We start from the raw sequence: 26985 nt of genomic DNA on the forward strand, positions 1-26985 counted from the left end.
TATTACACCTTCTCCACTTCAAAAATTTTACGTGCTTGCTCATTGCTAGTTATTGCTTCCCAAGGTTCAGCTTCGACTGCTTTTTTAGCATCCATAATGCGTTCAAATAGTTCATTTTGTCTTTCTGGGTTAAGTAAGACTTCTTTTACATTTTCAAATCCAAGTCTTCTTAACCATGGCGCTGTTCTTTCAGCATATATACCTGTTTCGCGATAATATTGCATCAAAGCACCACATAATTTGATTACTTCATCTTCTGTTTCTACAGTTGTTAAAAATTCAGCTTTTTCAACTTCTGTACCACCATTACCACCGATATAGATTTGGAATCCATTTTCAACTGAGATAATACCAAAATCTTTAACACCTGATTCAACACAACTTCTTGGGCATCCTGATACACCCATTTTGAATTTATGAGGTGTATCGATGTATTCAAATGTTTTTTCTAAACGAATGCCAAGTCGTGTCGTGTATTGCGTACCAAATCGACAAAACTCTTTACCAACACAGCTTTTAACTGAGCGTGTTTTCTTACCATAAGCTGATGCTGAACGCATACCTAGGTCTTCCCATATATTTGGTAATTCTTCTTTTTTAACTCCATACAAACCAACACGTTGCGAACCTGTCACTTTAACTAGTGGCACATGATATTTCTTAGCCACTTCTCCTAGACGAATCAGTTGGTCTGCATCTGTAACACCTCCACGCATTTGAGGTATAACAGAAAATGTACCATCATTTTGAATATTCGCATGGTAACGTTCGTTAGCAAATCTTGATTCTCTTTCATCTTCATGATCATGTGGATAAACCATGTTTAAATAATAGTTGATTGCTGGTCGACATTTTGGACATCCACCTTTATTTTTAAAGTTTAAAACATGTCGAACTTCTTTAGATGTTTTTAAACCTTTCGCTCTTATTTGCGTTACAATTTGATCGCGTGTCAAATCAGTACAACCACATATACCAGCAGGTTTTGCGGCAACAAAGTCATCTCCTAAGGTGTGCTGTAATATTTGAGCAATTTGCGGTTTACATTTACCACATGAATTCCCCGCTTTTGTTTTAGCCGTTACTTCTTCAACTGTTGTAAAGCCATTTTCCGTAATCGCATTTACTATAGTGCCTTTATCAACACCATTACAACCACAAATTGTTTCATCATCAGCCATATCAGCAATTGATAGCGATGCCTCTTCTCCACCTTTAGTAAGCAATGATACCAGTGTGTAATCTTCAGTGGATTCACCTTTTTTCATCATGTTATAAAAGCGTGAACCATCATCGATATCACCATATAGTACTGCACCAACTACATTACCGTCTTTCAAAAAGATTTTTTTATAGTTATTATCAATGCTATTAAATATTTCAATACCTTTAATTTCAGCATTTTCTACAATTTGACCAGCGCTATACAAGTCACACCCAGAAACTTTTAATGACGTAAATGTTGTTGATCCCTTGTATCCGTTCGTTTCTTTATTTGTTAAATGATCAGCTAATACTTTACCTTGTTCATATAGTGGTGCAACGAGTCCATAAACTTTGCCGTTATGTTCTGCACATTCACCGACTGCATATACATTGCTATCACTTGTTTGCATCACATCATTGACAACAATACCACGATTAACATCTAGACCTGATTCTTTGGCTACTTCTGTGTATGGTCGAATACCTACTGCCATAACAACTAAGTCTGCCGGAATCTCGCGTCCATCAGCCAATTTAACACCTTCAACATCATCTTCTCCTAAGATTTCAGTTGTGTTGGCTTGCATTTCAAACTTCATACCTTGCTTTTCTAGATCTGCTTTAAGCATATTTCCAGCTTTACGGTCTAGCTGCATTTCCATCAACCATTCAGCTAAATGTAACACCGTTACTTCCATACCTTGATCTAATAAACCACGTGCACACTCTAAACCTAGTAAGCCTCCACCAATTACAATTGCTTTCTTTTTAGTCTTAGCAATGTTCATCATTTGTTCAGTATCATCAATCGTTCTCCAACCAATTACACTCGGTAATGTCGAACCTGGAACTGGAATGACGAATGCTTTAGAACCTGTCGCAAAAATCAATTTATCGTATGATACTTCAATACCATTTGCAGTAGTAACTGATTGATTTGCTCTATCTACTTCAATTACAGGATCATTTGTAATTAACTCAATACCATGTTCCTCATACCACTCATATGGATTCATAATTGTTTCTTCAACTGTCATTTTATTTTGTAAAATATTTGAAAGCATGATGCGGTTATAGTTTGGATAAGGTTCTTTACCAATTACCGTAATATCATATAAATCGTTGGCGCGTTCTAATATTTCTTCGATTGTTCGAATGCCCGCCATACCGTTACCAATCATTACTAGTTTTTGCTTTGCCATAAAATATGCCCCTTTACTTCATAATATTTATTTCAAAAAGGTTTTAATTTTCGTTTGTGCTTTTATATTTTCATTGGAGTCATTAAGACTTTCTAATCTATCATTAATAATTTGTTTTAATATCGGGTCGAAGTTAATTGAAGGTGTGATGTGTATATCTGGATTAATAACCATGTTATTCATTTGCTGCTTCACTTTGTTAACAAGTCTTCCGTCATATAAAAATAAAGGTACGACAATCAATTTTTGATACCGTTTCGAGATGATTTCTAAATCATGTGTAAAACTAATCTCTCCATATAGCGTTCTCGCATATGTCGGATTGCTAATTTGCAAATTTTGAACGCATATTTGTAACTCTTCGTGTGCCTTAGTAAACTTTCCATTAATATTGCCGTGTGCAACAACCATAACTCCAACTTGTTGTTCGTCACCTGCTAATGCGTCACAAATACGTTGTTCAATTAATCGTCTCATTAAAGGATGTGTGCCAAGTGGCTCGCTTACTTCTACCTTTATGTCTGGATACCGTCGTTTCATTTCATGAACGATATCCGGTATATCCTTGAGATAATGCATTGCACTAAAGATTAGCAATGGTACAATTTTAAAATGGTCAACCCCACTTTGAACCAACGTCGTCATTACCGTCTCTAAATCCTGATGCTCACTTTCTAAAAACGCAATATCATAGTGATGTATATCATCTTTTACTAATTCAGAAATAAATGCTAATAACGCTTGATTCTGTCGTCCGTGCCTCATGCCATGTGCAACAATGATATTCCCATTCACATTTACCAACCCTTTCACACGTATTGTATACCAAATCATTTTGTTTTTGTGAAAAGAATCACATTATAATGTAAAATCAGGGAATTCCCTGATGCCTGTAATCATGCATATTCCTTATACATTTTCCCTTTTTGTTAAATCAAAAAAACGACCGATATATGAATCCCTACTCAACATTCATTTGAGCAAGCATCAATATATCGGTCGCTTGTAGTGTATATTATTATCTTAAAATGGTGGTTGGCCTAATATTGTTTCGTCAAAGCGCTCAGGTATCAATACTTTGCGCATGATTACACCTAAATCGCCATCATCATTTTCATGTTCGCTGTATATTTCATAACCTCTTTTTTCATAAATTTTAAGTAACCACGGATGTAATCTTGCAGATGTACCTAAAGTAACTGCCGCTGACTTCAACGTATCTCGCAAAAATGCTTCTTCAACATAAGTAAGTAATTGGCTACCATAGCCTTTCCCTTCATACTCAGGATTTGTCGCAAACCACCAGACAAAAGGATAGCCCGAAATGCTTTTCACACTTCCCCAAGGATATCTAACCGTAATCGTAGATATAATTTCATCATCAATTGTCATGACAAATGTAGTATTTTTATCTATATTTTCTTTAACAGCATCTAAATTAGCATTAACCGAAGGCCAGTCAATTCCAAGTTCTCTTAAAGGTGTGAATGCCTTATACATTAACTTTTGTAACGTTTCTGCATCGTTTTCATTCGCCAGTCTAATCGTAGTGTTTGTCATTTCAATCCCCATCACTTTCTTTTTATTTGGAATGCATCATAGTTCATTCAAACTAAAAATCCCCTTATAGCGTACCAACATTTAGCACATGTGTCAGATAACATGCTTCATCTAAATAAGATAAGCATGCGATAATCGGTTATTTCATTATTGACTGCATCAGTAAAAAAGTCTAGGACATGAATTAATCATATGCACCCTTCAAAGCTTTCATTTTTCAATGTCTACTTTGAAGCGTGCAGTTCATAATGTCCTAGACTCTACAATGTTATATTGGCAGTAGCTGACTGCGGGCCCCAACACAGGAGCTGACGGCAGGCCAGCTTACAATAATGTGCAAGTTGGCGGGGCCCCAACACAGAGAATTTCAAAAAGAAATTCTACAGACAATGCAAGTTGGCGGGGCCCCAACACAGAAGCTGGCGGAAAGCCAGCTTACAATAATGTGCAAGTTGGGGAACGGGTCCCAAAAAAGGATGATTCTAAATTCATTGTTGTCACAACATCTTCAATTATGACTCCATTACTGTTGCTCTAATCGATTGCGTTTACCATTTAAAAATGCATAAACAAGTCCTACAAAAATACCGCCACCTACAAAGTTACCAAGGAATGCAAAAACGATATTTTTTAATACATGTAACCAAGATACAGCATCAAGGTTGAAGAACACCATACCTGCATATAATCCAGCATTGAATACAACGTGCTCATATCCCATGTATACAAAGACTATAACACCACAAGCAATGAAGAATGCTTTTGTCAATCCGCCTTTGAATTGCATAGAAATAAAAATACCGATATTAATAAAGAAGTTACAGAAAATACCTTTTGTAAAAATATTCAACCAAGTCGAATCGACTGTCTTTTTCTGAACTAAGGCAGTTAAGGCTTGTGTCATTTCTGGTGTCATAACATGTGCATATTTCATTAAGAAGAATAATACAAAACCACCTAAAATATTTCCAAGGAAACAATATAATAAAATCCACATCATCTTATTAAGAGAAACAACTTTATAATACCAGCCAACTGTAAAATACATAAAATTACTTGTTAATAATTCAGAATTCGTTAGTACAACCAAGACCAATCCTAAGCTGAAAGCAATTGCTCCCATTAAATTAATGAGACCATCAACATGTGTACTTGCGAATTGTGTTTTAATACCAAACATAAAAACAGTAACAATGGACAATAAGAAACCTGCCATCATAGATTTTAGCATGTATCGTCCTGGTGTTTGCTGTACCATCACTTGTTTCATTTGAACAGATGATGATATTGAGTCTACGATTGCTTTAGTTGAATACGTATCTTCAACTGTTTTATTATTTTTTATCACAGCACTTCCCCCATTTACTATTATCAAATAAATTTTACCTATTAATTATATTAGTATTTAGATGTAATTCATAGATTAAAATTCAGAAAATTCTTTTTACCAATTCAAAACTAATATTTACTCATAAAAATAGCGAGATAGATATCGCGACATAAAACAATTGGTATCATTTTAATTGCGCTCATCTCGCTTTATGTAAGTATTACTTATTCTTTTTTAAATTTGAAAAGTAATGTAAACCATATGCAAATATACCGTAGCCTACGACTGTACGCAAAATAAATCTAACAACTTTATTTGGTACACATTTCGAAGTAACAGTAATTGAAGATAAAAGCGTAGTAAAAATATATAATATTAATACTTTAATGTAACGTTGTGCCATCGAATCATCCTTCATTCAATTAATAATATTACGTTATTATTATAAACTGAATGGCATATAAAATTTTTTACATATTTTCAACAACTTTATTTCAATAAAGCATCAAGTTGATCTAATGTTTGATTCATCCCTTGCTCAACACCCATGTTTATGACTTGTTGAGCGGCTTCTTTTGTTGGAAATACCGATGTTGATGTCACTGTCGTTTTCGTTGTATCGAACTCGGAAAATGACAAAGTAATCTTCATGCTTGGCATTTTTGTATCTTTTGCACCTTGAGGTGTCGCAAATGAGTCAATATATTCAATTAAATATGGACGCTTAACCGTTTTATATTCTGCTAATGTATAGCTTGTCATTGTAGGTGTTTTAATCGCGTAAAATGCATCACCACCTGAAACAGCATTAAAGCGAAACACTTTGGTACTAGCGTCTTTTGGATGAAACCATTTTTCAAATAATGCCTTTGTCGTATAGTCATCAAACACCTTTTCAATCGGTGCTTCTATCGTTCTTGAAAAAATAATTTTATTATCTTCAACTTTAATCGTCATCTTCCCACTCCCTATCTTTTATATTTACTCATCTTAACATGCATTGAGTGACATATGTTACCAAATCATTTGTTATAAACTATAGTAATATTAATCATTCCCTCTGTTGAAATTGATAACTACGAAATAAAAAACACACTCTATTCAGCTATTAACAGTTGAGTAGAGTGTGCAAACCTGTTGAATTAATGCGCTAACATTTCTTCTTTGATTTGGTCTTTATTTAATTTTGAAGGATAATATGTTGGCCAGTTATCCATTTCTTTTAATAACGCGTCATTATCATTACCCATAAAGATATGGAAGTGTTCTGCCTTTTTAGGTGCAATGTTGTGATCGCTAAATTGGATGAATTTCGGTAAGTCTTTATCATTACCATCGACCAATTTAAACATAAATCTCACGCCACGATTACCTTTAGGATATTTCAATGTCTTCTTACCATTGTATTCATATTTACCAGTGTGTTTCTTACCATCTTTAGTAAATGTAATTTCATTTCCTTTTATATCAATGTTAGTAATATCAGTTTTATATCCTTTGTCATAATAAGCTTTTAAATCTTTAGCAGATTTCTTCGGATCATTTTCAGCTTTATGTTCCATCACTTCATCAAGCGTACCGTCTTTTAAGTATGGGTAAACAGATTGCCATTCACCAGCATAATCGCTTAATTCACGGTCTTTAACTTGCTCATCTTTAAAATACCCATCAGAAATTGCTTTGTCGTGTTTACTTTCAGCTTTGTCGTCTTTCACTTTAACACCACTGTCTAAAGCTTTACCGATATTTTCAATATTCGATTTCATTAATGATTGATACGTAATATTATCTTTTTTCTGTTGTTCTTTATTTAAAGACTCCATGTTGTAGAATTTTAAAGGCTTCGCATCTGTTTCTTTACGAATTGTTTCAGTCACTTTATTCGCAACATTATCTTCGTAAAGAATATATTTAGCATTGCTATCTCTAATTTCTTTAACAATTTTAGTTAATTCTTTTTGTGATGGATCTTCAGCATTCATGTTTTGAATACCTTTTTGAACAAAACCATAACGATCAGCTAAGTATCCAATTGATTCATGTGAAATGAATACTGCATTACCTTGCTTATCTTTTGTAACTTGCTTCATATCGTTATCAATTTTCTTAAGATCGTCGTTTAATTTTTTGTAATTTTTCTCATAGTCATCTTTATGTTTTGGATCTTTTTTCACTAATTCATCTTTAATTTCTTTAGCGAAAGTTTGGTTAATTTTAGGATCTAACCATACGTGTGGATCATATCCACCATGATGATGATGTTCTTCTTTCTCATGATCATGTCCCTCATGTTCATGCTCTTCACCATGTTCGTGTTGATCAGTTAAAAGCTTTGCTTTATCTAATTTATCTTCTAAAGACAGTTTTTTATCTTTATCTTTGATAGTAGATGCAACTTTCTTAGCAACCGGATCTAAATTATCCCCTGTATACATAAACAAGTCTGACTTGCTTGCGCTTAATATATCTTTTTGTGTTGGTTCATAGCTATGTAAATCTGTCCCTGCTGGATAGATTGATGATACCTTCACGTGTTTTCCACCAATTTGCTCTGCAAATGATTGCAATGGATAAACTGTCGTTTTAATTGTTACCTTGCCATCTTTATCTTTTCCATCATCATTCCCACATGCGGCTAATGATAAAGTTACGGCTGGTACAAGAAGTAACATACCTAATTTCTTTTTCATAGTCACCCTCCTAAATAGTAATCTTTACGTTTTAAAATTATATACTCATGCTACTTAAAATACAAGCACTGTTTTTATAAATAATATAAAGTCGAATCATACTTTAGGTATTTACCACTTTTCGTTTTATCTAATACATGACTATTGTACAAATATGATACAGAAAACTTTATAGTATTTACGAACGTCGTAATATAAGAAAAAAGACAATCTCTATCATATTGCTAATAGAAATTGCCTTTCATATTGTCCTAATATAACTTGCCCTATTTTTATAGTGTGACTTTTAGATTTAATAATGGTATTTACATGATGCTATTTTTATATGATTGTCATCTACTGTATAAACCAATCTATGTTCGTGATTGATACGTCTACTATAATACCCAGTCAGATTCGATTTTAACTTTTCAGGCTTACCTATACCTTTCAATGCGCCATTTCTGTCAATACTTTTAAGTAACTCATTAATCTTCTTCACCATTTTTTTATCGTTCTGCTGAAAATACTTATAATCTTCAAAGGCTTGAGGCGAAAACGTAATATTTAACCTAGCCATTATACATCTATATCTTTCGTTATAGTTTTCCCACGTTCTAGATCTGCAATTGATTGAGCTAAGTGTTCAGCATTATTTGGATTCTGTTGGAGGTAAAGTGTTTCCATCATGGAGTTATAATCTGATTCTGACATGATTACTACGTTTTTATCATCAGTAGATGTTACAGTTACCATATCACTATCATCATTTACTTTTGTCATAAGTGCCTTTAAATTCTGTCGAGCGTATGAATAATTTTTAATAATCATATTTATCGCCTCCTTTTAACACACCTCAATTGTACAAATATTTGTACAATAAAACAAGAGACACAGAAAAAAAACTACTAATCAAGATTTTGCACGGAGAAGAATTAATACCTATCCTGTACTGATTACCTACTAAACAATGTTTACATGATAATTTCCACCTATTTAGACTTCATACATTAAAAAGACAATCTCTATCATATTGCTAATAGAAATTGCCTTTCATATTGTCCTAATAAATTGGTATCACTTACTTCTCTCAACAATTAAGACTATTTGATTTTATCTTTTAATAACTTCTCATAACTTTCATAATCATATGGATCTTCAACTTTCTCGCCATTAATAAATGCAGTTGGTGTCGTTTTTATATGATTATCTTTAGCTATTTTTTTATCTTTCTCTGCAGCTTTCCAAGACTTGCTATCTTTTGTCTTGTAATCTTTTATAATTTTATTTTCCGTCTCTTTATCTAAATGCAGTTGTTTAATATGCTTATCTAATAGTTCTTTTGTTAACCATTCTTTATTTTCATCTTGCTGGGCAGCAAATAATTGCTTTTGAAAATCTAAAAATGATTTAGGTGCATACATCAATACTGCATGACTCGCACGCGAACCAACAATTGAGTCTTTACCTAAGAAAGCTAAATTGACAAATTGGTATTCCACTTTGTGATCATCTATATAATTTTTACGCAACTTTGGCATGACTTTTTCATCTAATTCTTTACAATAAGGACATTTATAGTCGCCATATATGACAACTAATGGTTTGCCGTTTTTCGAAGATGTCGTTGCTGATTCTTTTTTACCGCAAGCTGTTAAAATTAACATGCTCACTATAAATAATGTTAGTAATTTTTTAGTCATAATAACTCCTGTTCATATCTAGTTCGTCATATTTTCTTCATGATAATCCGCATCATGTTGTTGATAATATCGTCTCGAATCAAAATCTTGCTTATATGATACACGTTTATCACTAAAATTATATGCATAATAATGCACTTCATCATCATTACTTAAAGGTTTATAAGCTAAAATGATAATTTTATCCTTATCATAGACATAAATATTAGCATCTTTGCGTTCAAAATGATCAACACGATCACCGTTGCCTTTTTTGGCAAGTTGTTCTTGTTTTTGATTTTGAATTTTAACTGCTTCATCTATTTCTTTCACATATTTATCATTACCACATCCTGATATAAAGACTAGTAATAATAATACCGTCGCCACAAATCGCTTCAATGCTCCCACTCCTACTATCAACTTCCAACTAACTTTCAATATAATTAATACTATACACCGTCAAACATCAATGCGCTACAACTACTACCAATGCATTTAATATAAATATCCAAAGAAATAACAGTTATGTATAGTCAAAGAAAAATATATTTCATTTTCTATGTGTATTTGCAATCAGTTTTTGATAAAATAAAAAAATAGCATTATTAATAAATTCAAAAATTACAGTTCAATTCAGAGAGGGATGGGATAAAATGAACTTTGTAACGTTGACTTCGGATGAGTTCAATGCGTTTACAACAAAGCATTTTTCACATTACACACAATCAGCTATTCATTACAATCATAAAGTTGATTTAAAAGGCGATGTGCATCTTGTAGGGGTTAAAGATGACAATGGTCAAGTGATTGCAGGATGCTTATTGACAGAAGCACGCACACTTAAATTTTTCAAATATTTTTATACACATCGCGGGCCAGTGATGGATTATACAAATCAATCATTAGTAGCATTTTTCTTTAAAGCATTAACGTCATATTTAAAGAAACAAAATTGTTTATATGTCCTTGTAGATCCATATTTAATTGAAAATTTACGCAATGCAGACGGTGAAATTGTTAAGTCTTATGACAACCGAGCATTTGTTAGAACAATGGACACATTAGGTTATAAGCATCAAGGTTTTCCAGTCGGTTATGATTCAATGAGTCAAATCCGTTGGTTATCTGTATTAGATTTAAAGGATAAAACAGAAGACCAGTTATTAAAAGAAATGGATTATCAAACGAGACGTAATATTAAAAAAACATATGATATTGGTGTCAAAACTAAAACGTTAACGATTGATGAAACGCAAACCTTTTTCGACTTATTCCATATGGCCGAAGAAAAGCATGGTTTCAAATTCCGTGAGTTACCATACTTTGAAGAAATGCAAAAGTTATACGATGACCACGCCATGTTAAAGTTAGCTTATATCGATTTAAACGAGTATTTAAAAACGTTACAATTAAAGCAACAGCAATTAACAGCTGAACTCTCAGGTGTTGAAGAAGCATTGGAAGAAAGTCCTAACTCAAAGAAAAATAAAACGAAACGCACACAGCTAGAACAACAGCTAAATAGCAATAAGCGCAAAATCGACAATACAATAGAACAAATTGAACAAGATGGTGCAGTCTTAAACTTAGCTTCTGCTTTGTTTATCTACAATGAGCATGAAGTTTATTACTTATCTAGTGGTTCAAACCCTAAATATAATGCTTATATGGGTGCCTACCATTTGCAATGGGAAATGATTAAGTTTGCCAAAGCACATCATATTGATCGCTACAATTTCTATGGTATTACCGGTGACTTTTCAGAGTCATCAGAAGACTATGGCGTACAACAATTTAAAAAAGGATTTAACGCACACGTAGAAGAGTATATTGGTGATTTTATTAAGCCTATCAAACCATTACTATATAAGGTAAAAACGTACTTAAATCATAAGCGTCGTTAACAGGCCGCTCCAAGATCTTGGCAACATAACAAAGAACCACGCATCATGTATATGGCATCATCGCCATACTAAAACATGATACGTGGTTTTATTTGATTATTCTTCATTTATAACATTTAAGAAACGTTTTAATTCTTCTGTTTTCGGACGATTGAACATCTCTTCTGGAGCCCCTTGTTCTCCAATCATGCCTTCATGAATAAATACAATGTTATTAGATACTTCTTTAGCAAAACGCATTTCATGTGTCACAATGACCATTGTCATGCCTTCATTAGCCAAATCTTTAATAACTTTTAAAACATCATTCACAAGTTCAGGATCAAGTGCAGATGTTGGTTCATCAAACAACATCACTTTAGGGTTCATTGCTAGTGCTCTTGCAATAGCAACACGTTGTTGTTGACCACCTGATAATGCATGTGGACGTTGATCTTTGACATGTGTTAAACCAACTTTCTCAAGTAACTCAAGTGATTTCCCACGTGCCTCATCCTTTTTCAACTTTTTAACTGTGATAAGACCTTCCATTACATTTTCTAATGCCGTCTTATGCGGAAAAAGGTTATAACTTTGAAATACCATACCAGACTGTTTACGAACTTCTATTTGTGATTTTTTATCTTTAGATGTATATGTTTTGCCGTTAACATAAACTGTACCTTCAGTTGGAATTTCTAATGCATTAATCATACGTAACAATGTTGTTTTGCCTGAACCAGATCGACCGATTAAGGTTACAACCTCACCTTGTTCAACAGATAAATCAATACCTTTGATGACTTCAACATCATTAAATGATTTATGGATATTGTTCAATTGAATCATGAGCGATACCCTCTTTCAATATAAGATTCATAGATACCTTGGATAATTGAAATAATAAAGCATACCACCCAGTACATTAGCGCAACTAACACATAAATTGTTAAATATTCATATGTTGTAGACGCAACTTCTTGAGCTTTTCTAAACATTTCAGCCACTAAAATAAATCCTAATAATGATGTATCTTTGATTAAACTTAAAAATGTATTACCTAGTGCAGGTATCGACACTCGAATTGCCTGCGGTAAAATGATACGTTGTATCGTTTGACCATACGTCATACCGATAGAATATGCAGCTTCTGTTTGTCCTTTCGGTATAGAAATAATACCGCCACGAATAATTTCCGAAGCATACGCACCTACATTTAATGATAAACCAATAATAGCAGCCACTACAGGTGCCAATGTCCATTGGTTGTCAGCGTCATTTGTTAATAATCTACCTAATTCTGGAATACCATAAAATATGATAAATAGTTGTACTATCATTGGTGTTCCTCGAATAATAGATACATAGACACGTGAAATACTTCTTAAAATTTTACTCGTTGAAATTCGCATTAATGCTGTAAATAATGCAATAATCAATCCTAAAACAAATGTAACTAATGTAATAGGAATTGAATATTTGACCAAACCTTCTAGCATAGGTCCGAAAGCTTGTTTTGCAGCATCTAGCGCATGTTGTTGTTCGCTATTTAGATTTAGAAACATCTTGACCAAACCATTTCTTACCTATTTTAGCTAATTCACCGTTTTCCTCGATTTTTTTCAAGCCATCATTGAATTTTTGAACTGTTTCATCATCTACTTTTTTAGAAAATGCAAATGCAGATCTACTTTGTTCAGCATTACCTTTGATTGCTTTGATCTTAGCATTAGGTTTTTGTTTTTTATAATCCAAGTATGACAGACTATCATTAAATGTACCATCAACACGCTTAGACAATAATAAATCCATTGATTGGTTAAAGCCATCAACTTTTGTAATATCAGCACCTTTATCCTTAGCTAATTTACCATAATTAGATGTAAATGTTTGTGCTAACTTCTTACCTTTAACATCATCAAAATCTTTAATATCTTTTTCATTTTCACGAATAACTAAAACAGCACTTGAGAATGTGTAAGGCTTAGAAAATTTATATTTCTTTTCTCTATCAGGATTAATACCTACTTGGTTCGCGATTACATCAAAACGCCCTGCGTCTAAACCTGCAAACATAGAATCCCAAGAAGTTTCATTAAATTTAAGTTTTAAACCTTCTTCTTTAGCTACTGCTTTAATAACATCAATATCGTAACCAGTTAATTTACCATCTTTATCATGGAAACTAAATGGTGCATAAGTCCCCTCAGTACCAACATTAATTGTCTTGCTATCTTTACTAGCTTCCTTGTCTTTCGACGAATTGTTTCCACATGCAGCTAATATGAAAACGAAAGCTATCATCACAAATAAAAGTCTTTTCATGGAATATATCTCCTTATTCTTATTATTCTAATCGGAATAAAAATATTTTAATCTGAAATGCCGGATAAGTCAATATGTTGAACTTTTGCTAAAAAGCTTTATATAGCTAGCAACTTATATTTATTGACGAGAATCAACTTCTTTTTTCTTCCCTTGTAACATAAATGAACAAAAGAAACTAACAACTGTAATCAATAATGCAAATAAAAATCCAGCGTGATAACCATGCAACATCGTATCAACTTTAATTTGATTCATCATATCAATTTTGTTCATGCCATTATAGTCTGACATAGTTGGAGAAAAGTTTTTGCTTGCATGGGATAAAATAGTAATTAATGCAGCTGTTCCGATAGAACCAGCAATTTGTTGTACTGTGTTTGTCATAGATGAACCGTGTGCATTCATTTCTGGCTTTAATTGATTCATCGTATGGGTCATTACTGGAATTAATCCTAACGCGATACCAACCATTCGAATCGCATAAACTGTTGCCAACATGATTGTTGATGTTTGTTCATCCATTACAACAAAATAAGCCGTAGTAATAACAACAATCGCCATACCTACTAAAGCAAGCTTTCTAGGACCAAACTTTTCATATAAAGCACCCGAAGTCATCGACATAAATGCCATAACAATTGCTCCTGGTAATAAAGTTAACCCAGAATCTAAAGCTGAACGATGCAATAAATTTTGCACAAAGATAGGTAAAATCGTTTCCGAACCAATCATCGATACCATTGTGACACCCATAATAATGATACCAACTGTAAATTGTTTATTTTTAAATACAGCAAAATTTAATAATGGTGTTGATAGTCGATATTGACGTAATACAAATAATGCGACTAAAGCAATACCACCAATCATAGATACCAATACGATAGGATTATCAAAACCTTTTTCTGAAATTGAACTCGTTCCATACAATAACCCACCGAAACCTAGTACAGAAAAAATGACAGAAATAAAATCAATAGGTACTTTAATTGTAGTTCCAACATTTTTTATCGTTTTAAATCCAATTAAAAATGTTACAGCTGCAATTGGAGCGACAACATGGAAAAGCGATCTCCAGTTAAAATATTCAACAAGGTAACCTGAAAGAGTAGGTCCAATAGCTGGTGCTAAACCAATTACCAAACCAAATATCCCCATATATTTACCGCGTTCGTGCGGTTGGAACACATCCAAAATCGTTGTCATCATCAATGGCATCATAATACCTGCACCTAACGCCTGAATAATTCTAGCAACTAATAATGTTGCAAAGTGCGGACTCAAACCGCCGAGTAATGTACCTAAGAAAAAGATAGTAATACCCACTAAAAACACTTGTCTTGTTGTATAACGTTGTATAACAAGCGCGGACAAAGGAATAACAATCCCATTAGTCAATAAAAAAGCTGTTGTCAGCCATTGAACTTGTGTATATGAAATTTCAAAATCTTTCATAATACTTGGTAAAGCCGTCACTAATAGTGTTTCATTTAATAATCCAAAAAATCCACCCATCAGCATAGTAATAATCATCGTTAATTTTTGTTTCTTCGACATTTAAAGCTTCCCCCTCATCATCTAAAAAACGACACTCATTTTTAGATATCCGGTAATTATACCCATTTTCAAAAAAATTATCACGACTTTATTACAATTTCTTTAAAACGTAATCATTACTATTTACATATGAGTAGTTATCGGTCATAATATATTTACAAGGAGGGATAGAGATGAAATTAGATTTACAGACTGCTCGTCGTAATTTAAATAGCCCTAACATTAAAACAAGAAAGCGTGCTTTAAAGATTATTAAACAACATAAAAGAGCGAAATAATTGTTTTAATTTGACTATATTGTATGTCTAACTATATTTTCGAGTATCCCTAGCTCGTTAATATAAACTCTATACTTAACTATTTCCTTACATTACTTCACATATTTAAGAGCTGCATATACACTCACTCCTTGTGTACATGCAGCTCTTTTTTTATAAGTAGTATTTATCTATAACTTCTAAATCATCCGTTAATTCATAAACAAGCGGTGCACCTGTTTTAATTTCATAATTAATGATATCTTCATCTGACACATCTTCAAGATATTTAATCAATGCGCGAATTGAATTTCCGTGTGCAGAAACTAATACCGTTTGACCATCTAGCAAATATTGTGAAATATGATCTGTCCAAAATGGTATCACTCGAACTAAAGTATCTTTCAGACTTTCAGAATAAGGCATCATACGTTTATCTAAATGATTATATCGACGATCAGCTAAGTAAGCTTCACGTTGTTCTTCAGTTTCAGCAGGTGGTTTCACATCATAAGAACGACGCCAAATATGTACTTGTTCTTCTCCAAATTCTTTTCTAGCATCATCTTTATTTAAGCCTTGCAATCCACCATAGTGGCGTTCATTTAAACGCCAGCTTTTATATACAGGAATCCATTGTTGTTTAGATTCAGTTAAAATATAATGCGTTGTATCTAAAGCACGTGTTAATAACGATGTAAAAGCTACATCGATGGCAATGTTATTTTCTCTTACTTTTTCACCTGCTCTAGTCGCTTCATTAATACCTTGTTCAGATAAATTAACATCTTCCCATCCAGTAAATAAGTTTTTAGCATTCCACTCGCTTTGTCCATGACGACATAAAATTAATTTTGGCATAACTTATAACCTCTTTCCTTTAATCTTTAGGACGTTATTTCAGGGATATTTTAAGATGATTTAATCTTAGTAATTTTCTTTTCAATATGTTTTAAAATTCAATGATTAAATCAATTATCACTAGACATTAAATACATAAATCCTATTCCCCATTTTCATTTTTTAATTCATAAATGAATCAATAACCACCTAATAATAAATCATATTATACACCTTTGTCCGCTATTTTTCTAAGGTTTAAAAAATATTTTTAGGCGCGCCTAAAAATAAATGTAATAAAAACGCCTCCTCAGATATTTATATATCTATGAAGACGTTTAAATACATTATAGATGGTCTGGTTCTGGATGAACGTATACTGAGGAAATACCTTTTTTGTGCAAATGATGTTCGACATTGTCACAAATTTGATGGGCTTCTACTAAGGAAAGGTTAGCATCTACAACAATTGTGACATCAATAAACACACTACTTCCATGGTAACGCCCTTTAATACTTTTAACTTCTTGTACTTCATCAACTTCTAAAATATCATTGCGATACGCTTCTAATTCAGTTTCATTGAAACCATCACTCAACATAAAAATTGCTTCTTTAAAAATACCAAAACCAGTATAAACGATTAGTAAGCCTAGCAATGTTGCTAAAATAATATCGACAATTGGGAAACCGATTTGCGTAAAAATTAATCCTATCGCCGTTCCAATGCTGACTAAACTATCTGATAAATTATCTTTGGCAGCAGAATTTAAAGAACTACTTTTCGTTCTTTTCGCTAGTCTTTGATTGACTGCAAATACAATCAACATTACAAGACCACTGATTAAGCTGACGATAATTGTTATTGCGTTAGGTACAACGTCATCTTCTTTGAACAAACGAGGTGCATTTTGAATAACTACTTGGATACCTACAAACATAATGACAAATGACACCAATAATGAAGAAATATTTTCAGACTTCAAATGGCCATAAGGATGATTTCGATCGGCAGGTTTAATTGAAATTTTCAATCCAATAATAACAGCTAAAGAAACGATAATATCTGTCATATTGTTTAATGCGTCGGCTCTTACAGCTGCAGAGTTAAAGACAAAACCCGTGACATACTTAACAATAGATAAGATTATATATACAATTAAACTCAAATAAGCACCGCGTTGCGCCAATTTAAGATTTTCATTATGAGACATGCGTTGAACCACCTTGAATTAGTATAGTAACAATATTATGAATGATTTATTTTAAATTTACAACGTTTTTAATTTTTATAAATTTTTATAAAATTAAACTAATTTATTCATTCGCAACCCCTAAAAATATTTTTTAGCCTTTCTTCAAATTTATTTGTTAGAAAGGCTTATGCATTAGTAGCGAAGCTATCTAATGCGTTCCTTTATTTTCTGCGAATTTTATGAGCTAGAAAGGCTTATGCAGTTGACGTTTTACGTCCAACTGCGTTCCTTTATTTTCTGCGAAATTATTTGTTAGAAAGGCGCCCAACTCTTCCTACTTGTTAACTTTCGCCTCGAAAGTTTCTATGTTGGGACCCTATGCATGAGTTGCGAAGCTATCTAATGTCGTGACCTAATTATATAGAAGAAAAAGTGCATCAGTGACAAATCAAATGTGATTTCTACTCTACCAAACTCTCTTCGAAAGACAATTTTCTCCTCTATTTATTAGCAAACCATTGCATTTCTCCATATAGTACTTCCTTACTTAAAATACGCTGAATGTTCTGAATTAAACGCTTTTTTACATAGTTAACACTAGTTAATCTATTAGTTAACATTAGTTAATAATTAGTTAATTTCCATTTGTATTCTCATGTGATAAATTCTAAAAGCATACAATAAATTTAATATGTAAAAAGAAAGGGAATACACATGAAAAATAAATATATCTCGAAGTTGCTAGTTGGGGCAGCAACAATTACTTTAGCTACAATGATTTCAAATGGGGAAGCAAAAGCGAGTGAAAACACGCAACAAACTTCAACTAAGCACCAAACAACTCAAAACAACTACGTAACAGATCAACAAAAAGCTTTTTATCAAGTATTGCATCTAAAAGGTATCACAGAAGAACAACGTAACCAATACATCAAAACATTACGCGAACACCCAGAACGTGCACAAGAAGTATTCTCTGAATCACTTAAAGACAGCAAGAACCCAGACCGACGTGTTGCACAACAAAACGCTTTTTACAATGTTCTTAAAAATGATAACTTAACTGAACAAGAAAAAAATAATTACATTGCACAAATTAAAGAAAACCCTGATAGAAGCCAACAAGTTTGGGTAGAATCAGTACAATCTTCTAAAGCTAAAGAACGTCAAAATATTGAAAATGCGGATAAAGCAATTAAAGATTTCCAAGATAACAAAGCACCACACGATAAATCAGCAGCATATGAAGCTAACTCAAAATTACCTAAAGATTTACGCGATAAAAATAACCGCTTTGTAGAAAAAGTTTCAATTGAAAAAGCAATCGTTCGTCATGATGAGCGTGTGAAATCAGCAAATGATGCAATCTCAAAATTAAATGAAAAAGATTCAATTGAAAACAGACGTTTAGCACAACGTGAAGTTAATAAAGCACCTATGGATGTACAAAAGCATTTACAGAAACAATTAGACGCATTAGTAGCTCAAAAAGATGCTGAAAAGAAAGTGGCGCCAAAAGTTGAGGCTCCTCAAATTCAATCACCACAAATTGAAAAACCTAAAGCAGAATCACCAAAAGTTGAAGTCCCTCAAATTCAATCACCAAAAGTTGAGGTTCCTCAATCTAAATTATTAGGTTACTACCAATCATTAAAAGATTCATTTAACTATGGTTACAAATATTTAACAGATACTTATAAAAGCTATAAAGAAAAATATGATACAGCAAAGTACTACACTGATAAATATTTTAAATATAAAGGTACAATAGATAAAACTGTACTATCAGTTTTTGGTAATGGATACAAATCATACATCCAACCATTAAAAGTTGAAGATCAAAAAAATTATGTATCTAAATCATATGCACAAGTAAGAAACTATGTAACTGAAACTTTAAACACAGGTAAAGTATTATATGCATTTTATCAAAATCCAAAAGTAGTTAAAGCTGCTATAACTACAGCTGAAACAGCATCATCAATCAAAAATATCTTCTCTAGTTTTACATCATTTTTTAAATAATTTTCGTAATAAACCGTGATTAAAAAGAACCGTTGATTCTCAATCGAATCTGCGGTTCTTTTTTTATTTTCCATCAATTAAATGTTTCTTCGCTATTTGTCAGCCTACTTTTTTACCTGCAACTTGTTAAATAATCCTTACATCGTTAACGAATAGTTCATCATTTAGTTGAATCAGCACAACTTTATTAACTTCAAATTTTCACAAACTATTGCGCAATCCATTCCTCTTCCACTACAAGCACCATAATTAAACAACAATTCAATAGAATAAGACTTGCAAAACATAGTTATGTAGCTATATAAACGCCTACGACCAATAAATCTTTTAAACATAACATAATGCAAAAACATCATTTAACAATGCTAAAATGTCTCTTCAATACATGTTGATAGTAATTAACTTTTAACGAACAGTTAATTCGAAAACGCTTACAAATAGATTATTATATATATGAACTTAAAATTAAATAGAAAGAAAGTGATTTCTATGATTAAAAATAAAATATTAACAGCAACTTTAGCAGTTGGTTTAATAGCCCCTTTAGCCAATCCATTTATAGAAATTTCTAAAGCAGAAAATAAGATAGAAGATATCGGCCAAGGTGCAGAAATCATCAAAAGAACTCAAGACATTACTAGCAAACGATTAGCTATAACTCAAAACATTCAATTTGATTTTGTAAAAGATAAAAAATATAACAAAGATGCTCTAGTTGTTAAGATGCAAGGCTTCATCAGCTCTAGAACAACATATTCAGACTTAAAAAAATATCCATATATTAAAAGAATGATATGGCCATTTCAATATAATATCAGTTTGAAAACGAAAGACTCTAATGTTGATTTAATCAATTATCTTCCTAAAAATAAAATTGATTCAGCAGATGTTAGTCAGAAATTAGGCTATAATATCGGCGGAAACTTCCAATCAGCGCCATCAATCGGAGGCAGTGGCTCATTCAACTACTCTAAAACAATTAGTTATAATCAAAAAAACTATGTTACTGAAGTAGAAAGTCAGAACTCTAAAGGTGTTAAATGGGGAGTGAAAGCAAATTCATTCGTTACACCGAATGGTCAAGTATCTGCATATGATCAATACTTATTTGCACAAGACCCAACTGGTCCAGCAGCAAGAGACTATTTCGTCCCAGATAATCAACTACCTCCTTTAATTCAAAGTGGCTTTAATCCATCATTTATTACAACATTGTCACACGAAAGAGGTAAAGGTGATAAAAGCGAGTTTGAAATCACTTACGGCAGAAACATGGATGCTACTTATGCATACGTGACAAGACATCGTTTAGCCGTTGATAGAAAACATGATGCTTTTAAAAACCGAAACGTTACAGTTAAATATGAAGTGAACTGGAAAACACATGAAGTAAAAATTAAAAGCATCACACCTAAGTAAACAGTTCAATCATTTTATAAAATCCTGGGACACTTCATACTTGTCTCAGGATTTTTTAACATATTGAATCAGTCTCATAACATTAAATTATTTTATCGTACATTAAATTTAATAATAACAACTGATTTTTATAAGAACAAAATATCACACCATAGTAGATACACAAATAATACAAATGAAGCAATTTAACTTGAAAGCTTAAATAAAATATTCTCAAGTTAATAAATAATTAACTTTTAGATGGATACATCAAAAATCTTAAAAAAGAACAATTTGTATTTTACAAACATTAATTAAAAATAAAAGCAAGACATTCGTGCAATCGGTTACCTTAAATTGTTTACAACTGTCAACAATACCAAGGTTTTATTAACTATATTTCTCACAAAATTAGCTTTTAGCATTCCAAACAAAAAAGGTTAAATCGAACGGAATTATGGCATTTTTAACTTAATTGTAAAAAAAGTTGATAATGGTCAATTGTTAATGAACAGTTAATTATAATAACGTTCAAAATATATTATTATTTAATTAAGTTAAATAAAATTATAGAAAGAAAGTGAAACTTATGCTTAGAAATAAAATATTAGCTACAACTTTATCTGTGAGCTTACTTGCCCCTCTTGCCAATCCGTTATTAGAAAATGCTAAAGCTGCCAACGATACTGAAGACATCGGTAAAGGAAGCGATATAGAAATTATCAAAAGGACAGAAGATAAAACTAGTAATAAATGGGGCGTGACTCAAAATATTCAATTTGATTTTGTGAAGGATAAAAAATATAACAAAGATGCTTTGATATTAAAGATGCAAGGATTCATTAGCTCTAGAACAACATATTACAACTATAAAAAAACTAATCATGTTAAAGCTATGCGATGGCCATTCCAATATAACATTGGTTTGAAAACAAATGATAAATATGTTTCTTTAATTAATTATTTACCTAAAAATAAAATTGAATCTACAAACGTGAGTCAGACATTAGGATACAATATCGGTGGTAATTTCCAATCAGCCCCATCACTCGGTGGTAATGGATCATTTAACTATTCTAAATCGATTAGCTATACACAACAAAATTATGTAAGTGAAGTAGAACAACAAAACTCAAAAAGTGTTTTATGGGGCGTCAAAGCGAATTCATTCGCCACTGAATCAGGTCAAAAATCAGCATTTGATAGCGATTTATTTGTAGGCTACAAACCTCATAGTAAAGATCCAAGAGATTATTTCGTTCCAGACAGTGAGTTACCACCTCTTGTACAAAGTGGATTTAACCCTTCATTTATCGCCACAGTATCTCATGAAAAAGGTTCAAGCGATACAAGCGAATTTGAAATTACTTACGGAAGAAACATGGATGTCACTCATGCCATTAAAAGATCAACGCATTATGGCAACAGTTATTTAGACGGACATAGAGTCCATAATGCATTTGTAAATAGAAACTATACTGTGAAATACGAGGTCAATTGGAAGACTCATGAAATCAAGGTGAAAGGACAGAATTGATATGAAAATGAATAAATTAGTCAAATCATCCGTTGCTACATCTATGGCATTATTATTACTTTCTGGTACTGCTAATGCTGAAGGCAAAATCACACCAGTCAGCGTAAAAAAAGTAGATGATAAAGTTACTTTATACAAAACTACAGCTACAGCAGATTCAGATAAATTCAAAATTTCACAGATTTTAACATTTAATTTCATCAAAGATAAAAGTTATGATAAAGATACTTTAGTACTTAAAGCTACTGGGAATATTAACTCAGGCTTTGTGAAACCTAATCCTAATGACTATGACTTTTCAAAATTATATTGGGGAGCTAAATACAATGTATCTATAAGCTCACAATCTAATGATTCAGTAAACGTCGTTGATTATGCACCAAAAAATCAAAATGAAGAGTTTCAAGTTCAAAATACTTTAGGCTATACATTTGGTGGTGACATTAGTATCTCTAATGGTTTATCTGGTGGACTTAATGGAAATACAGCTTTTTCTGAAACAATTAATTATAAACAAGAAAGTTACAGAACAACATTAAGTCGCAACACAAATTATAAAAATGTTGGCTGGGGAGTTGAAGCACATAAAATTATGAATAATGGCTGGGGACCTTATGGACGAGATAGCTTCCACCCAACATATGGTAATGAACTCTTCTTAGCTGGCAGACAAAGCAGTGCATACGCTGGCCAAAACTTCATAGCGCAACACCAAATGCCATTATTATCTAGAAGTAACTTCAATCCAGAATTTTTAAGCGTACTATCACACAGACAAGATGGCGCTAAAAAATCTAAAATTACAGTAACTTATCAACGTGAAATGGATTTATACCAAATTCGTTGGAATGGCTTCTACTGGGCAGGCGCAAATTATAAAAACTTTAAAACTAGAACATTTAAATCAACATATGAAATTGATTGGGAAAATCACAAAGTGAAATTGTTAGATACAAAAGAAACTGAAAACAATAAATAACTAGTAAAACACGGTCGCCAACAGTAATTGTGACGACCGTGTTTTGATTTATTATCTTAGTAAGACTGCCATTCTTTTTCTCAATGTGAGATATAAAGGAATAGCTACAATTAAAGTGAATATTACGCCTGGAATCGCGTTTAATAACACTACCCACACAGGTAAATTTAAAATAATAGATAATAGTAGTCTAGATACCAAACTGCCTAATACACTTGCTAAAACTAATGATAGTACATTTATTTTCAATAAATAAACAACTGCAATAGCTATAACTCTAAATATAATAGAAATAATCACATTAATTGGATTAAATACGCCAAATATCAGCAATAAAACGCTTGATAAAAGCCCACCTAAAAAGTACTTTTTAATTCCAAAGAAAGCTAATATTAATAATGCTGCCGGTGCAGATAATTGAAAATCTAATCCTGGTATAATGGATGGTATTTTCAAAACTGCCAAAATGGTTAAAATCGCAGCAATGACACTAATTTGAGTAATATCTTTTGATGTCATACTAAAACCCCTATACCGTTTCATAAACAACTTGCTTCGGTGTGCTTTCTAAAAATGATATGTAATGATGTAAATCAATACGATCGTCCACAAATATTATTCTGCCTCCATATCTCGTATTAACTGGTTTAATATCAAATAATCGATGGTAACCAATTTTAGCAGAGGCAAAATAACCTGTCGTATACGTTAAGTCATCGGACACACAAAGTTCTCCTTTGACATATGGATGCGCATTGATACAACTAGCAATTGCTAAGGCATCAGTCACTCTTTCATTAAGATCACCTTTATTATTTATATCTTCAAACGAAAAATGCGTTGCCCTAATCCCCCTTTGTCCAAATGAATCTAAACGTTTACCAGATATAGCCGATAGAATAATAGCTCCTGTATAAACCGTTTCATTTTTAATATATGTCATCCCTTGATTTAGCGCTTGTTCAGTGACACCACATTCTTGTGTTAATTTTTGGAGATTTGCTTTATCATCCTCAATAATTTGTAATGCTTTTATTTGTTGAATCGGTTCCATAATTTTTTGTATTTTTATATTGAGAAAATCTGGTTGCCCATTTTCATGAAAAAAACCTTTATTATAAAACCTTTGTACCGTCTGTTCTATTTTGTCAAACTCACAAATCGTTTCAGCACCACTAATATGAACATCTTGATTGCTAGAACGCATTTTTATACTATACATGACGATCACCTCAATCTTCTTGATGCAAAATTTCAAACAACCTATCTACATCTTGTTCAGTATGAAAATACGACAATGATATTCTTAACATTGGCTTAGTCACAGTTGGATACCTTAAATAACTTGTAAACACATGATGCTTTAATAATGTTTGATGAATGTTCTCAGCCGCTTCTATGTCATCAAACTCAATAAACTTAATCGGCGAGTTTGAACTATTATAATTAACATTGAGTGCTTTTAACTTTTGGTTAAAATATTTACTCAAACTATTTAATTTAGTGCGTCTATCATCAGCATTTATTAACTTTTCAATATTTCTTTTTATAAAATACAAATTATAAATTGGCAAACTACTTGAGTAGATGAGTGGTCTACCGTGATTAATTAACATATCCTTCACATCATTTGAACTTAAAATCACACCCCCGTATGCACCACATGCTTTAGATAAACTAGAAGTGAGTATATCTATACCTTGATAATTCGAGTAATTCTCTATTCCAAAACTATGTGAAACATCGAGTATCAGTGTTGCGTTATATTTATGCTTTAATGAGACTAATTGACCAATATCCACAAGGTCGCCATTCGTTGAAAATACACTATCAGATATGATTATTTTTTGTATATTTTGATTAGGGTATTCCGCTAACCTTTTTTCTAAATCAGCAATATCTAAATGCTTATATATCACTTTTTCTAAACCACTTAACTTAATACCGTCAATAATACTCGCATGATTTTCTTGATCTGAAAACACGACACAATTTGTATTTTTGAAAATATTAAATAACGCCAAATTAGCATCATAACCACTATTTAAGATAGTACATGCACTATATCCGAGCCAACCTGCTAACATTGTTTCAATTTCTTCATAAGCTGTCGAACTTCCACTAATTAACCTTGAACTTGATAAGTGATAACTATACTTCCGCATAAATCTTTCGAAATCATCCTTATCAAAAGCTATTTGTCCTAATCCTAAATAATCATTAGATGTATAATTCGTACATCGCTTATTTTCTACTTCAATATACTGTCTATCTATATACCCTACCGATTTAAGCGACCGATATAACCCTTTCTGTTGTAATAAATCAATTTGCTCTTGAAACATCATTCTTGTTTTCCTTATTTTCACAAGTGTCATAATCAATTTCAAAGCCCAAATCATTAATCATATCGTAGTCTAATTGGTTCGGTTGCCCACCAGTAATTAGATAATCACCGACAAATATCGAATTCGCCGCTTTTAATGCTAATGGCTGTAACGAACGTAAGTTGACCTCTCTTCCTCCAGCAATACGAATTTCTTTCGTAGGATTGATTAATCGGAATAATGCTACGATTCTTAAACATTTCATTGGTGTTAAATCATCCATGCTTCCAAACTTTGTGCCTTTGATTGGATGCAAAAAATTAATAGGAATACTGTCGGCATCCATTTCTTTCAAAGCAAATGCCATATCAACAATATCTTGATTAGATTCTCCCATACCACAAATCACGCCAGAACATGGTGATATATTATTCGCTTTCATTAGTTCTATCGTATCTGTTCTATCTTTATAACTATGCGTTGTCACGACGTTATCATGGTAATTTTCACTTGTATTAATATTGTGGTTATATCTGTCTACACCAGCTGACTTAAGTTTCTTGGCTTGTTCGTCATTCGTTAATCCTAAACATGCACATATTTTTAGTTGCGGGTGTTGAGATTTAATCGTTCTTACAGTGTTACTAATATGATCAACTTCTTTATCGCTCGGTCCTCTACCACTCATAACAATACAATATGTTCCAATATGATTATCATGTGCCACCTTTGCTCCATCGATAATTTGTTCCTCTGGAATTAAAGCATATCGCTGTTTTTGTTTAATATCTCGTGATTGTCCACAGTACCCACAATTCTCAGGACATATACCACTTTTAGCATTTAAAATCATGTTTAATTTTACTTTTTTACCGAAATAATGTTTTCTTAAAATATACGCCTCATTTAATAAATCTAAGGTATCAATATTAGTATCCTCATAAATTTTCAATACAGTCTCTTTTGTTAATTGTTCCCCTTGTAATATGCGTTTAGCCAAATTCAT

The 26985-nt window shown here is 32.3% G+C and carries 27 protein-coding genes and 3 pseudogenes; 6 read left to right on the top strand and 24 right to left on the bottom strand.

Translation table 11 applies throughout. The features are described 5' to 3' along the window. Positions 1 to 2: 2 nt before the first annotated feature. The 13 genes and pseudogenes from nirB to IDG45_RS00955 all read right to left on the bottom strand — a co-directional run bounded on the left by nirB (position 3) and on the right by IDG45_RS00955 (position 10051). Positions 3 to 2408 carry a nitrite reductase large subunit NirB gene (gene nirB / locus IDG45_RS00900; protein WP_001118719.1) on the bottom strand — a complete coding sequence of 802 codons (2406 nt, stop codon included), beginning with the start codon at positions 2406 to 2408 and terminating at the stop codon, positions 3 to 5. Positions 2409 to 2470: 62 nt separating this feature from the next. Then, positions 2471 to 3203: pseudogene (locus IDG45_RS00905) on the bottom strand (sirohydrochlorin chelatase). Positions 3204 to 3431: 228 nt separating this feature from the next. Further along, on the bottom strand, positions 3432 to 3968 hold the full coding sequence (locus IDG45_RS00910) for a GNAT family N-acetyltransferase (RefSeq protein ID WP_000185898.1): 537 nt from the start codon (positions 3966 to 3968) through the stop codon (positions 3432 to 3434). 523 nt (positions 3969 to 4491) lie between these two features. Beyond that, a complete protein-coding gene (locus IDG45_RS00915) occupies positions 4492 to 5316 on the bottom strand; it encodes a formate/nitrite transporter family protein (protein WP_000594640.1) in 825 nt (274 codons plus the stop codon). A gap of 202 nt (positions 5317 to 5518) precedes the next feature. Further along, a complete protein-coding gene (locus tag IDG45_RS00920; protein WP_000079140.1) occupies positions 5519 to 5701 on the bottom strand; it encodes a hypothetical protein in 183 nt (60 codons plus the stop codon). An 86-nt stretch (positions 5702 to 5787) separates the two neighbouring features. Then, complete coding sequence (locus tag IDG45_RS00925) at positions 5788 to 6255, bottom strand: SRPBCC family protein (protein WP_000153349.1); 468 nt, start codon at positions 6253 to 6255, stop codon at positions 5788 to 5790. A gap of 185 nt (positions 6256 to 6440) precedes the next feature. Further along, positions 6441 to 7988, bottom strand: coding sequence for a zinc ABC transporter substrate-binding lipoprotein AdcA (gene adcA, locus IDG45_RS00930; protein ID WP_000727756.1), 1548 nt, complete (start codon positions 7986 to 7988; stop codon positions 6441 to 6443). A gap of 178 nt (positions 7989 to 8166) precedes the next feature. Beyond that, positions 8167 to 8264 (bottom strand): annotated as a pseudogene (locus IDG45_RS14135) (hypothetical protein). 16 nt (positions 8265 to 8280) lie between these two features. Next, positions 8281 to 8547, bottom strand: a complete 267-nt coding sequence (locus IDG45_RS00935) for a Txe/YoeB family addiction module toxin (protein WP_000113263.1) — start codon at positions 8545 to 8547, stop codon at positions 8281 to 8283. Then, a complete protein-coding gene (locus IDG45_RS00940; RefSeq protein WP_000584499.1) occupies positions 8547 to 8798 on the bottom strand; it encodes a type II toxin-antitoxin system Phd/YefM family antitoxin in 252 nt (83 codons plus the stop codon). The genes IDG45_RS00935 and IDG45_RS00940 overlap by 1 nt, the downstream gene beginning before the upstream one ends. A gap of 165 nt (positions 8799 to 8963) precedes the next feature. Continuing rightward, a pseudogene (locus IDG45_RS00945) lies at positions 8964 to 9064 on the bottom strand (hypothetical protein). 6 nt (positions 9065 to 9070) lie between these two features. Then, positions 9071 to 9670, bottom strand: coding sequence for a DsbA family protein (locus IDG45_RS00950; protein WP_000162805.1), 600 nt, complete (start codon positions 9668 to 9670; stop codon positions 9071 to 9073). An 18-nt stretch (positions 9671 to 9688) separates the two neighbouring features. Next, positions 9689 to 10051: a DUF4467 domain-containing protein gene (locus IDG45_RS00955; RefSeq protein WP_000819846.1), complete on the bottom strand. Its 363-nt coding sequence runs from the start codon at positions 10049 to 10051 to the stop codon at positions 9689 to 9691. 254 nt (positions 10052 to 10305) lie between these two features. Here IDG45_RS00955 and fmhA point away from each other — a divergent pair, with 254 nt between their 5' ends. Beyond that, positions 10306 to 11556 carry a FemA/FemB family glycyltransferase FmhA gene (gene fmhA / locus IDG45_RS00960; protein ID WP_001012216.1) on the top strand — a complete coding sequence of 417 codons (1251 nt, stop codon included), beginning with the start codon at positions 10306 to 10308 and terminating at the stop codon, positions 11554 to 11556. 96 nt (positions 11557 to 11652) lie between these two features. On the opposite strand, the gene IDG45_RS00965 is transcribed toward fmhA, so the two are convergent. The 4 genes from IDG45_RS00965 to mdeA form a co-directional block, all read right to left on the bottom strand. Continuing rightward, positions 11653 to 12384 (bottom strand): amino acid ABC transporter ATP-binding protein, encoded by a 732-nt coding sequence (locus IDG45_RS00965; RefSeq protein ID WP_000615459.1) that lies wholly within the window; start codon positions 12382 to 12384, stop codon positions 11653 to 11655. Beyond that, the gene (locus IDG45_RS00970) at positions 12381 to 13100 is read right to left on the bottom strand and encodes an amino acid ABC transporter permease (protein ID WP_000479576.1); all 720 of its coding nucleotides are present in this window, start codon (positions 13098 to 13100) and stop codon (positions 12381 to 12383) included. Before IDG45_RS00970 ends, IDG45_RS00965 begins: the two co-directional genes overlap by 4 nt. Next, positions 13081 to 13860: a transporter substrate-binding domain-containing protein gene (locus IDG45_RS00975; protein ID WP_000825931.1), complete on the bottom strand. Its 780-nt coding sequence runs from the start codon at positions 13858 to 13860 to the stop codon at positions 13081 to 13083. Before IDG45_RS00975 ends, IDG45_RS00970 begins: the two co-directional genes overlap by 20 nt. Positions 13861 to 13980: 120 nt before the next feature. Next, a complete protein-coding gene (gene mdeA / locus IDG45_RS00980) occupies positions 13981 to 15420 on the bottom strand; it encodes a multidrug efflux MFS transporter MdeA (protein WP_000038972.1) in 1440 nt (479 codons plus the stop codon). 173 nt (positions 15421 to 15593) lie between these two features. On the opposite strand from mdeA, the gene IDG45_RS00985 reads away from it, so the two are divergent. Continuing rightward, complete coding sequence (locus tag IDG45_RS00985) at positions 15594 to 15698, top strand: putative metal homeostasis protein (protein WP_000762708.1); 105 nt, start codon at positions 15594 to 15596, stop codon at positions 15696 to 15698. A 153-nt stretch (positions 15699 to 15851) separates the two neighbouring features. Here IDG45_RS00985 and IDG45_RS00990 read toward each other — a convergent pair whose 3' ends face one another. The 3 genes from IDG45_RS00990 to IDG45_RS01000 form a co-directional block, all read right to left on the bottom strand. Beyond that, the gene (locus IDG45_RS00990; RefSeq protein WP_001125208.1) at positions 15852 to 16538 is read right to left on the bottom strand and encodes a 2,3-diphosphoglycerate-dependent phosphoglycerate mutase; all 687 of its coding nucleotides are present in this window, start codon (positions 16536 to 16538) and stop codon (positions 15852 to 15854) included. A gap of 326 nt (positions 16539 to 16864) precedes the next feature. Beyond that, a complete protein-coding gene (locus IDG45_RS00995) occupies positions 16865 to 17731 on the bottom strand; it encodes a cation diffusion facilitator family transporter (RefSeq protein ID WP_000019127.1) in 867 nt (288 codons plus the stop codon). A gap of 482 nt (positions 17732 to 18213) precedes the next feature. Further along, a complete protein-coding gene (locus tag IDG45_RS01000; RefSeq protein ID WP_001807148.1) occupies positions 18214 to 18333 on the bottom strand; it encodes a hypothetical protein in 120 nt (39 codons plus the stop codon). A 94-nt stretch (positions 18334 to 18427) separates the two neighbouring features. Between IDG45_RS01000 and sbi the strand changes: the two genes are divergently transcribed. The 4 genes from sbi (at position 18428) to hlgB (ending at position 23652) form a co-directional block, all read left to right on the top strand. Continuing rightward, on the top strand, positions 18428 to 19738 hold the full coding sequence (gene sbi, locus IDG45_RS01005) for an immunoglobulin-binding protein Sbi (protein WP_000792566.1): 1311 nt from the start codon (positions 18428 to 18430) through the stop codon (positions 19736 to 19738). A gap of 489 nt (positions 19739 to 20227) precedes the next feature. Next, positions 20228 to 21157 carry a bi-component gamma-hemolysin HlgAB subunit A gene (hlgA, locus tag IDG45_RS01010; RefSeq protein ID WP_000594519.1) on the top strand — a complete coding sequence of 310 codons (930 nt, stop codon included), beginning with the start codon at positions 20228 to 20230 and terminating at the stop codon, positions 21155 to 21157. A gap of 568 nt (positions 21158 to 21725) precedes the next feature. Further along, complete coding sequence (gene hlgC, locus IDG45_RS01015; RefSeq protein ID WP_047212943.1) at positions 21726 to 22673, top strand: bi-component gamma-hemolysin HlgCB subunit C; 948 nt, start codon at positions 21726 to 21728, stop codon at positions 22671 to 22673. Position 22674: 1 nt separating this feature from the next. After that, the gene (gene hlgB, locus IDG45_RS01020; RefSeq protein WP_000783428.1) at positions 22675 to 23652 is read left to right on the top strand and encodes a bi-component gamma-hemolysin HlgAB/HlgCB subunit B; all 978 of its coding nucleotides are present in this window, start codon (positions 22675 to 22677) and stop codon (positions 23650 to 23652) included. A gap of 51 nt (positions 23653 to 23703) precedes the next feature. Here the strand turns inward: hlgB and IDG45_RS01025 are convergent, their stop codons facing one another. Genes IDG45_RS01025 through bioB form a run of 4 tightly spaced genes read right to left on the bottom strand, consistent with a single transcriptional unit; the run spans position 23704 to position 26985 of the window. Continuing rightward, positions 23704 to 24171, bottom strand: a complete 468-nt coding sequence (locus IDG45_RS01025) for a QueT transporter family protein (protein ID WP_000200954.1) — start codon at positions 24169 to 24171, stop codon at positions 23704 to 23706. 10 nt (positions 24172 to 24181) lie between these two features. Next, a complete protein-coding gene (gene bioW / locus IDG45_RS01030) occupies positions 24182 to 24874 on the bottom strand; it encodes a 6-carboxyhexanoate--CoA ligase (RefSeq protein WP_031927724.1) in 693 nt (230 codons plus the stop codon). Positions 24875 to 24884: 10 nt separating this feature from the next. Then, positions 24885 to 26000: an aminotransferase class I/II-fold pyridoxal phosphate-dependent enzyme gene (locus IDG45_RS01035; protein ID WP_000971544.1), complete on the bottom strand. Its 1116-nt coding sequence runs from the start codon at positions 25998 to 26000 to the stop codon at positions 24885 to 24887. After that, positions 25978 to 26985: a biotin synthase BioB gene (gene bioB, locus IDG45_RS01040; RefSeq protein WP_001046645.1), complete on the bottom strand. Its 1008-nt coding sequence runs from the start codon at positions 26983 to 26985 to the stop codon at positions 25978 to 25980. Before bioB ends, IDG45_RS01035 begins: the two co-directional genes overlap by 23 nt.

Source organism: Staphylococcus sp. EG-SA-10 (assembly GCF_017151945.1).
Classification (GTDB): domain Bacteria; phylum Bacillota; class Bacilli; order Staphylococcales; family Staphylococcaceae; genus Staphylococcus; species Staphylococcus aureus.

Bases quoted from the DNA above. Each gene is read 5' to 3' on its own strand.
- mdeA (WP_000038972.1), bottom strand. From the start codon at position 15,420: ATGTCGAAGAAACAAAAATTAACGATGATTATTACTATGCTGATGGGT.
- adcA (WP_000727756.1), bottom strand. From the start codon at position 7,988: ATGAAAAAGAAATTAGGTATGTTACTTCTTGTACCAGCCGTAACTTTA.
- IDG45_RS01025 (WP_000200954.1), bottom strand. From the start codon at position 24,171: ATGACATCAAAAGATATTACTCAAATTAGTGTCATTGCTGCGATTTTA.
- IDG45_RS00925 (WP_000153349.1), bottom strand. From the start codon at position 6,255: ATGACGATTAAAGTTGAAGATAATAAAATTATTTTTTCAAGAACGATA.
- IDG45_RS00910 (WP_000185898.1), bottom strand. From the start codon at position 3,968: ATGACAAACACTACGATTAGACTGGCGAATGAAAACGATGCAGAAACG.
- bioW (WP_031927724.1), bottom strand. From the start codon at position 24,874: ATGTATAGTATAAAAATGCGTTCTAGCAATCAAGATGTTCATATTAGT.
- nirB (WP_001118719.1), bottom strand. From the start codon at position 2,408: ATGGCAAAGCAAAAACTAGTAATGATTGGTAACGGTATGGCGGGCATT.
- hlgB (WP_000783428.1), top strand. From the start codon at position 22,675: ATGAAAATGAATAAATTAGTCAAATCATCCGTTGCTACATCTATGGCA.
- IDG45_RS00950 (WP_000162805.1), bottom strand. From the start codon at position 9,670: ATGACTAAAAAATTACTAACATTATTTATAGTGAGCATGTTAATTTTA.
- bioB (WP_001046645.1), bottom strand. From the start codon at position 26,985: ATGAATTTGGCTAAACGCATATTACAAGGGGAACAATTAACAAAAGAG.
- IDG45_RS01035 (WP_000971544.1), bottom strand. From the start codon at position 26,000: ATGATGTTTCAAGAGCAAATTGATTTATTACAACAGAAAGGGTTATAT.
- IDG45_RS00990 (WP_001125208.1), bottom strand. From the start codon at position 16,538: ATGCCAAAATTAATTTTATGTCGTCATGGACAAAGCGAGTGGAATGCT.
- IDG45_RS01000 (WP_001807148.1), bottom strand. From the start codon at position 18,333: ATGTTAACTAATAGATTAACTAGTGTTAACTATGTAAAAAAGCGTTTA.
- IDG45_RS00935 (WP_000113263.1), bottom strand. From the start codon at position 8,547: ATGGCTAGGTTAAATATTACGTTTTCGCCTCAAGCCTTTGAAGATTAT.
- IDG45_RS00965 (WP_000615459.1), bottom strand. From the start codon at position 12,384: ATGATTCAATTGAACAATATCCATAAATCATTTAATGATGTTGAAGTC.
- sbi (WP_000792566.1), top strand. From the start codon at position 18,428: ATGAAAAATAAATATATCTCGAAGTTGCTAGTTGGGGCAGCAACAATT.
- IDG45_RS00975 (WP_000825931.1), bottom strand. From the start codon at position 13,860: ATGAAAAGACTTTTATTTGTGATGATAGCTTTCGTTTTCATATTAGCT.
- hlgC (WP_047212943.1), top strand. From the start codon at position 21,726: ATGCTTAGAAATAAAATATTAGCTACAACTTTATCTGTGAGCTTACTT.
- IDG45_RS00995 (WP_000019127.1), bottom strand. From the start codon at position 17,731: ATGTCTCATAATGAAAATCTTAAATTGGCGCAACGCGGTGCTTATTTG.
- IDG45_RS00970 (WP_000479576.1), bottom strand. From the start codon at position 13,100: ATGTTTCTAAATCTAAATAGCGAACAACAACATGCGCTAGATGCTGCA.
- IDG45_RS00985 (WP_000762708.1), top strand. From the start codon at position 15,594: ATGAAATTAGATTTACAGACTGCTCGTCGTAATTTAAATAGCCCTAAC.
- IDG45_RS00920 (WP_000079140.1), bottom strand. From the start codon at position 5,701: ATGGCACAACGTTACATTAAAGTATTAATATTATATATTTTTACTACG.
- fmhA (WP_001012216.1), top strand. From the start codon at position 10,306: ATGAACTTTGTAACGTTGACTTCGGATGAGTTCAATGCGTTTACAACA.
- IDG45_RS00940 (WP_000584499.1), bottom strand. From the start codon at position 8,798: ATGATTATTAAAAATTATTCATACGCTCGACAGAATTTAAAGGCACTT.
- hlgA (WP_000594519.1), top strand. From the start codon at position 20,228: ATGATTAAAAATAAAATATTAACAGCAACTTTAGCAGTTGGTTTAATA.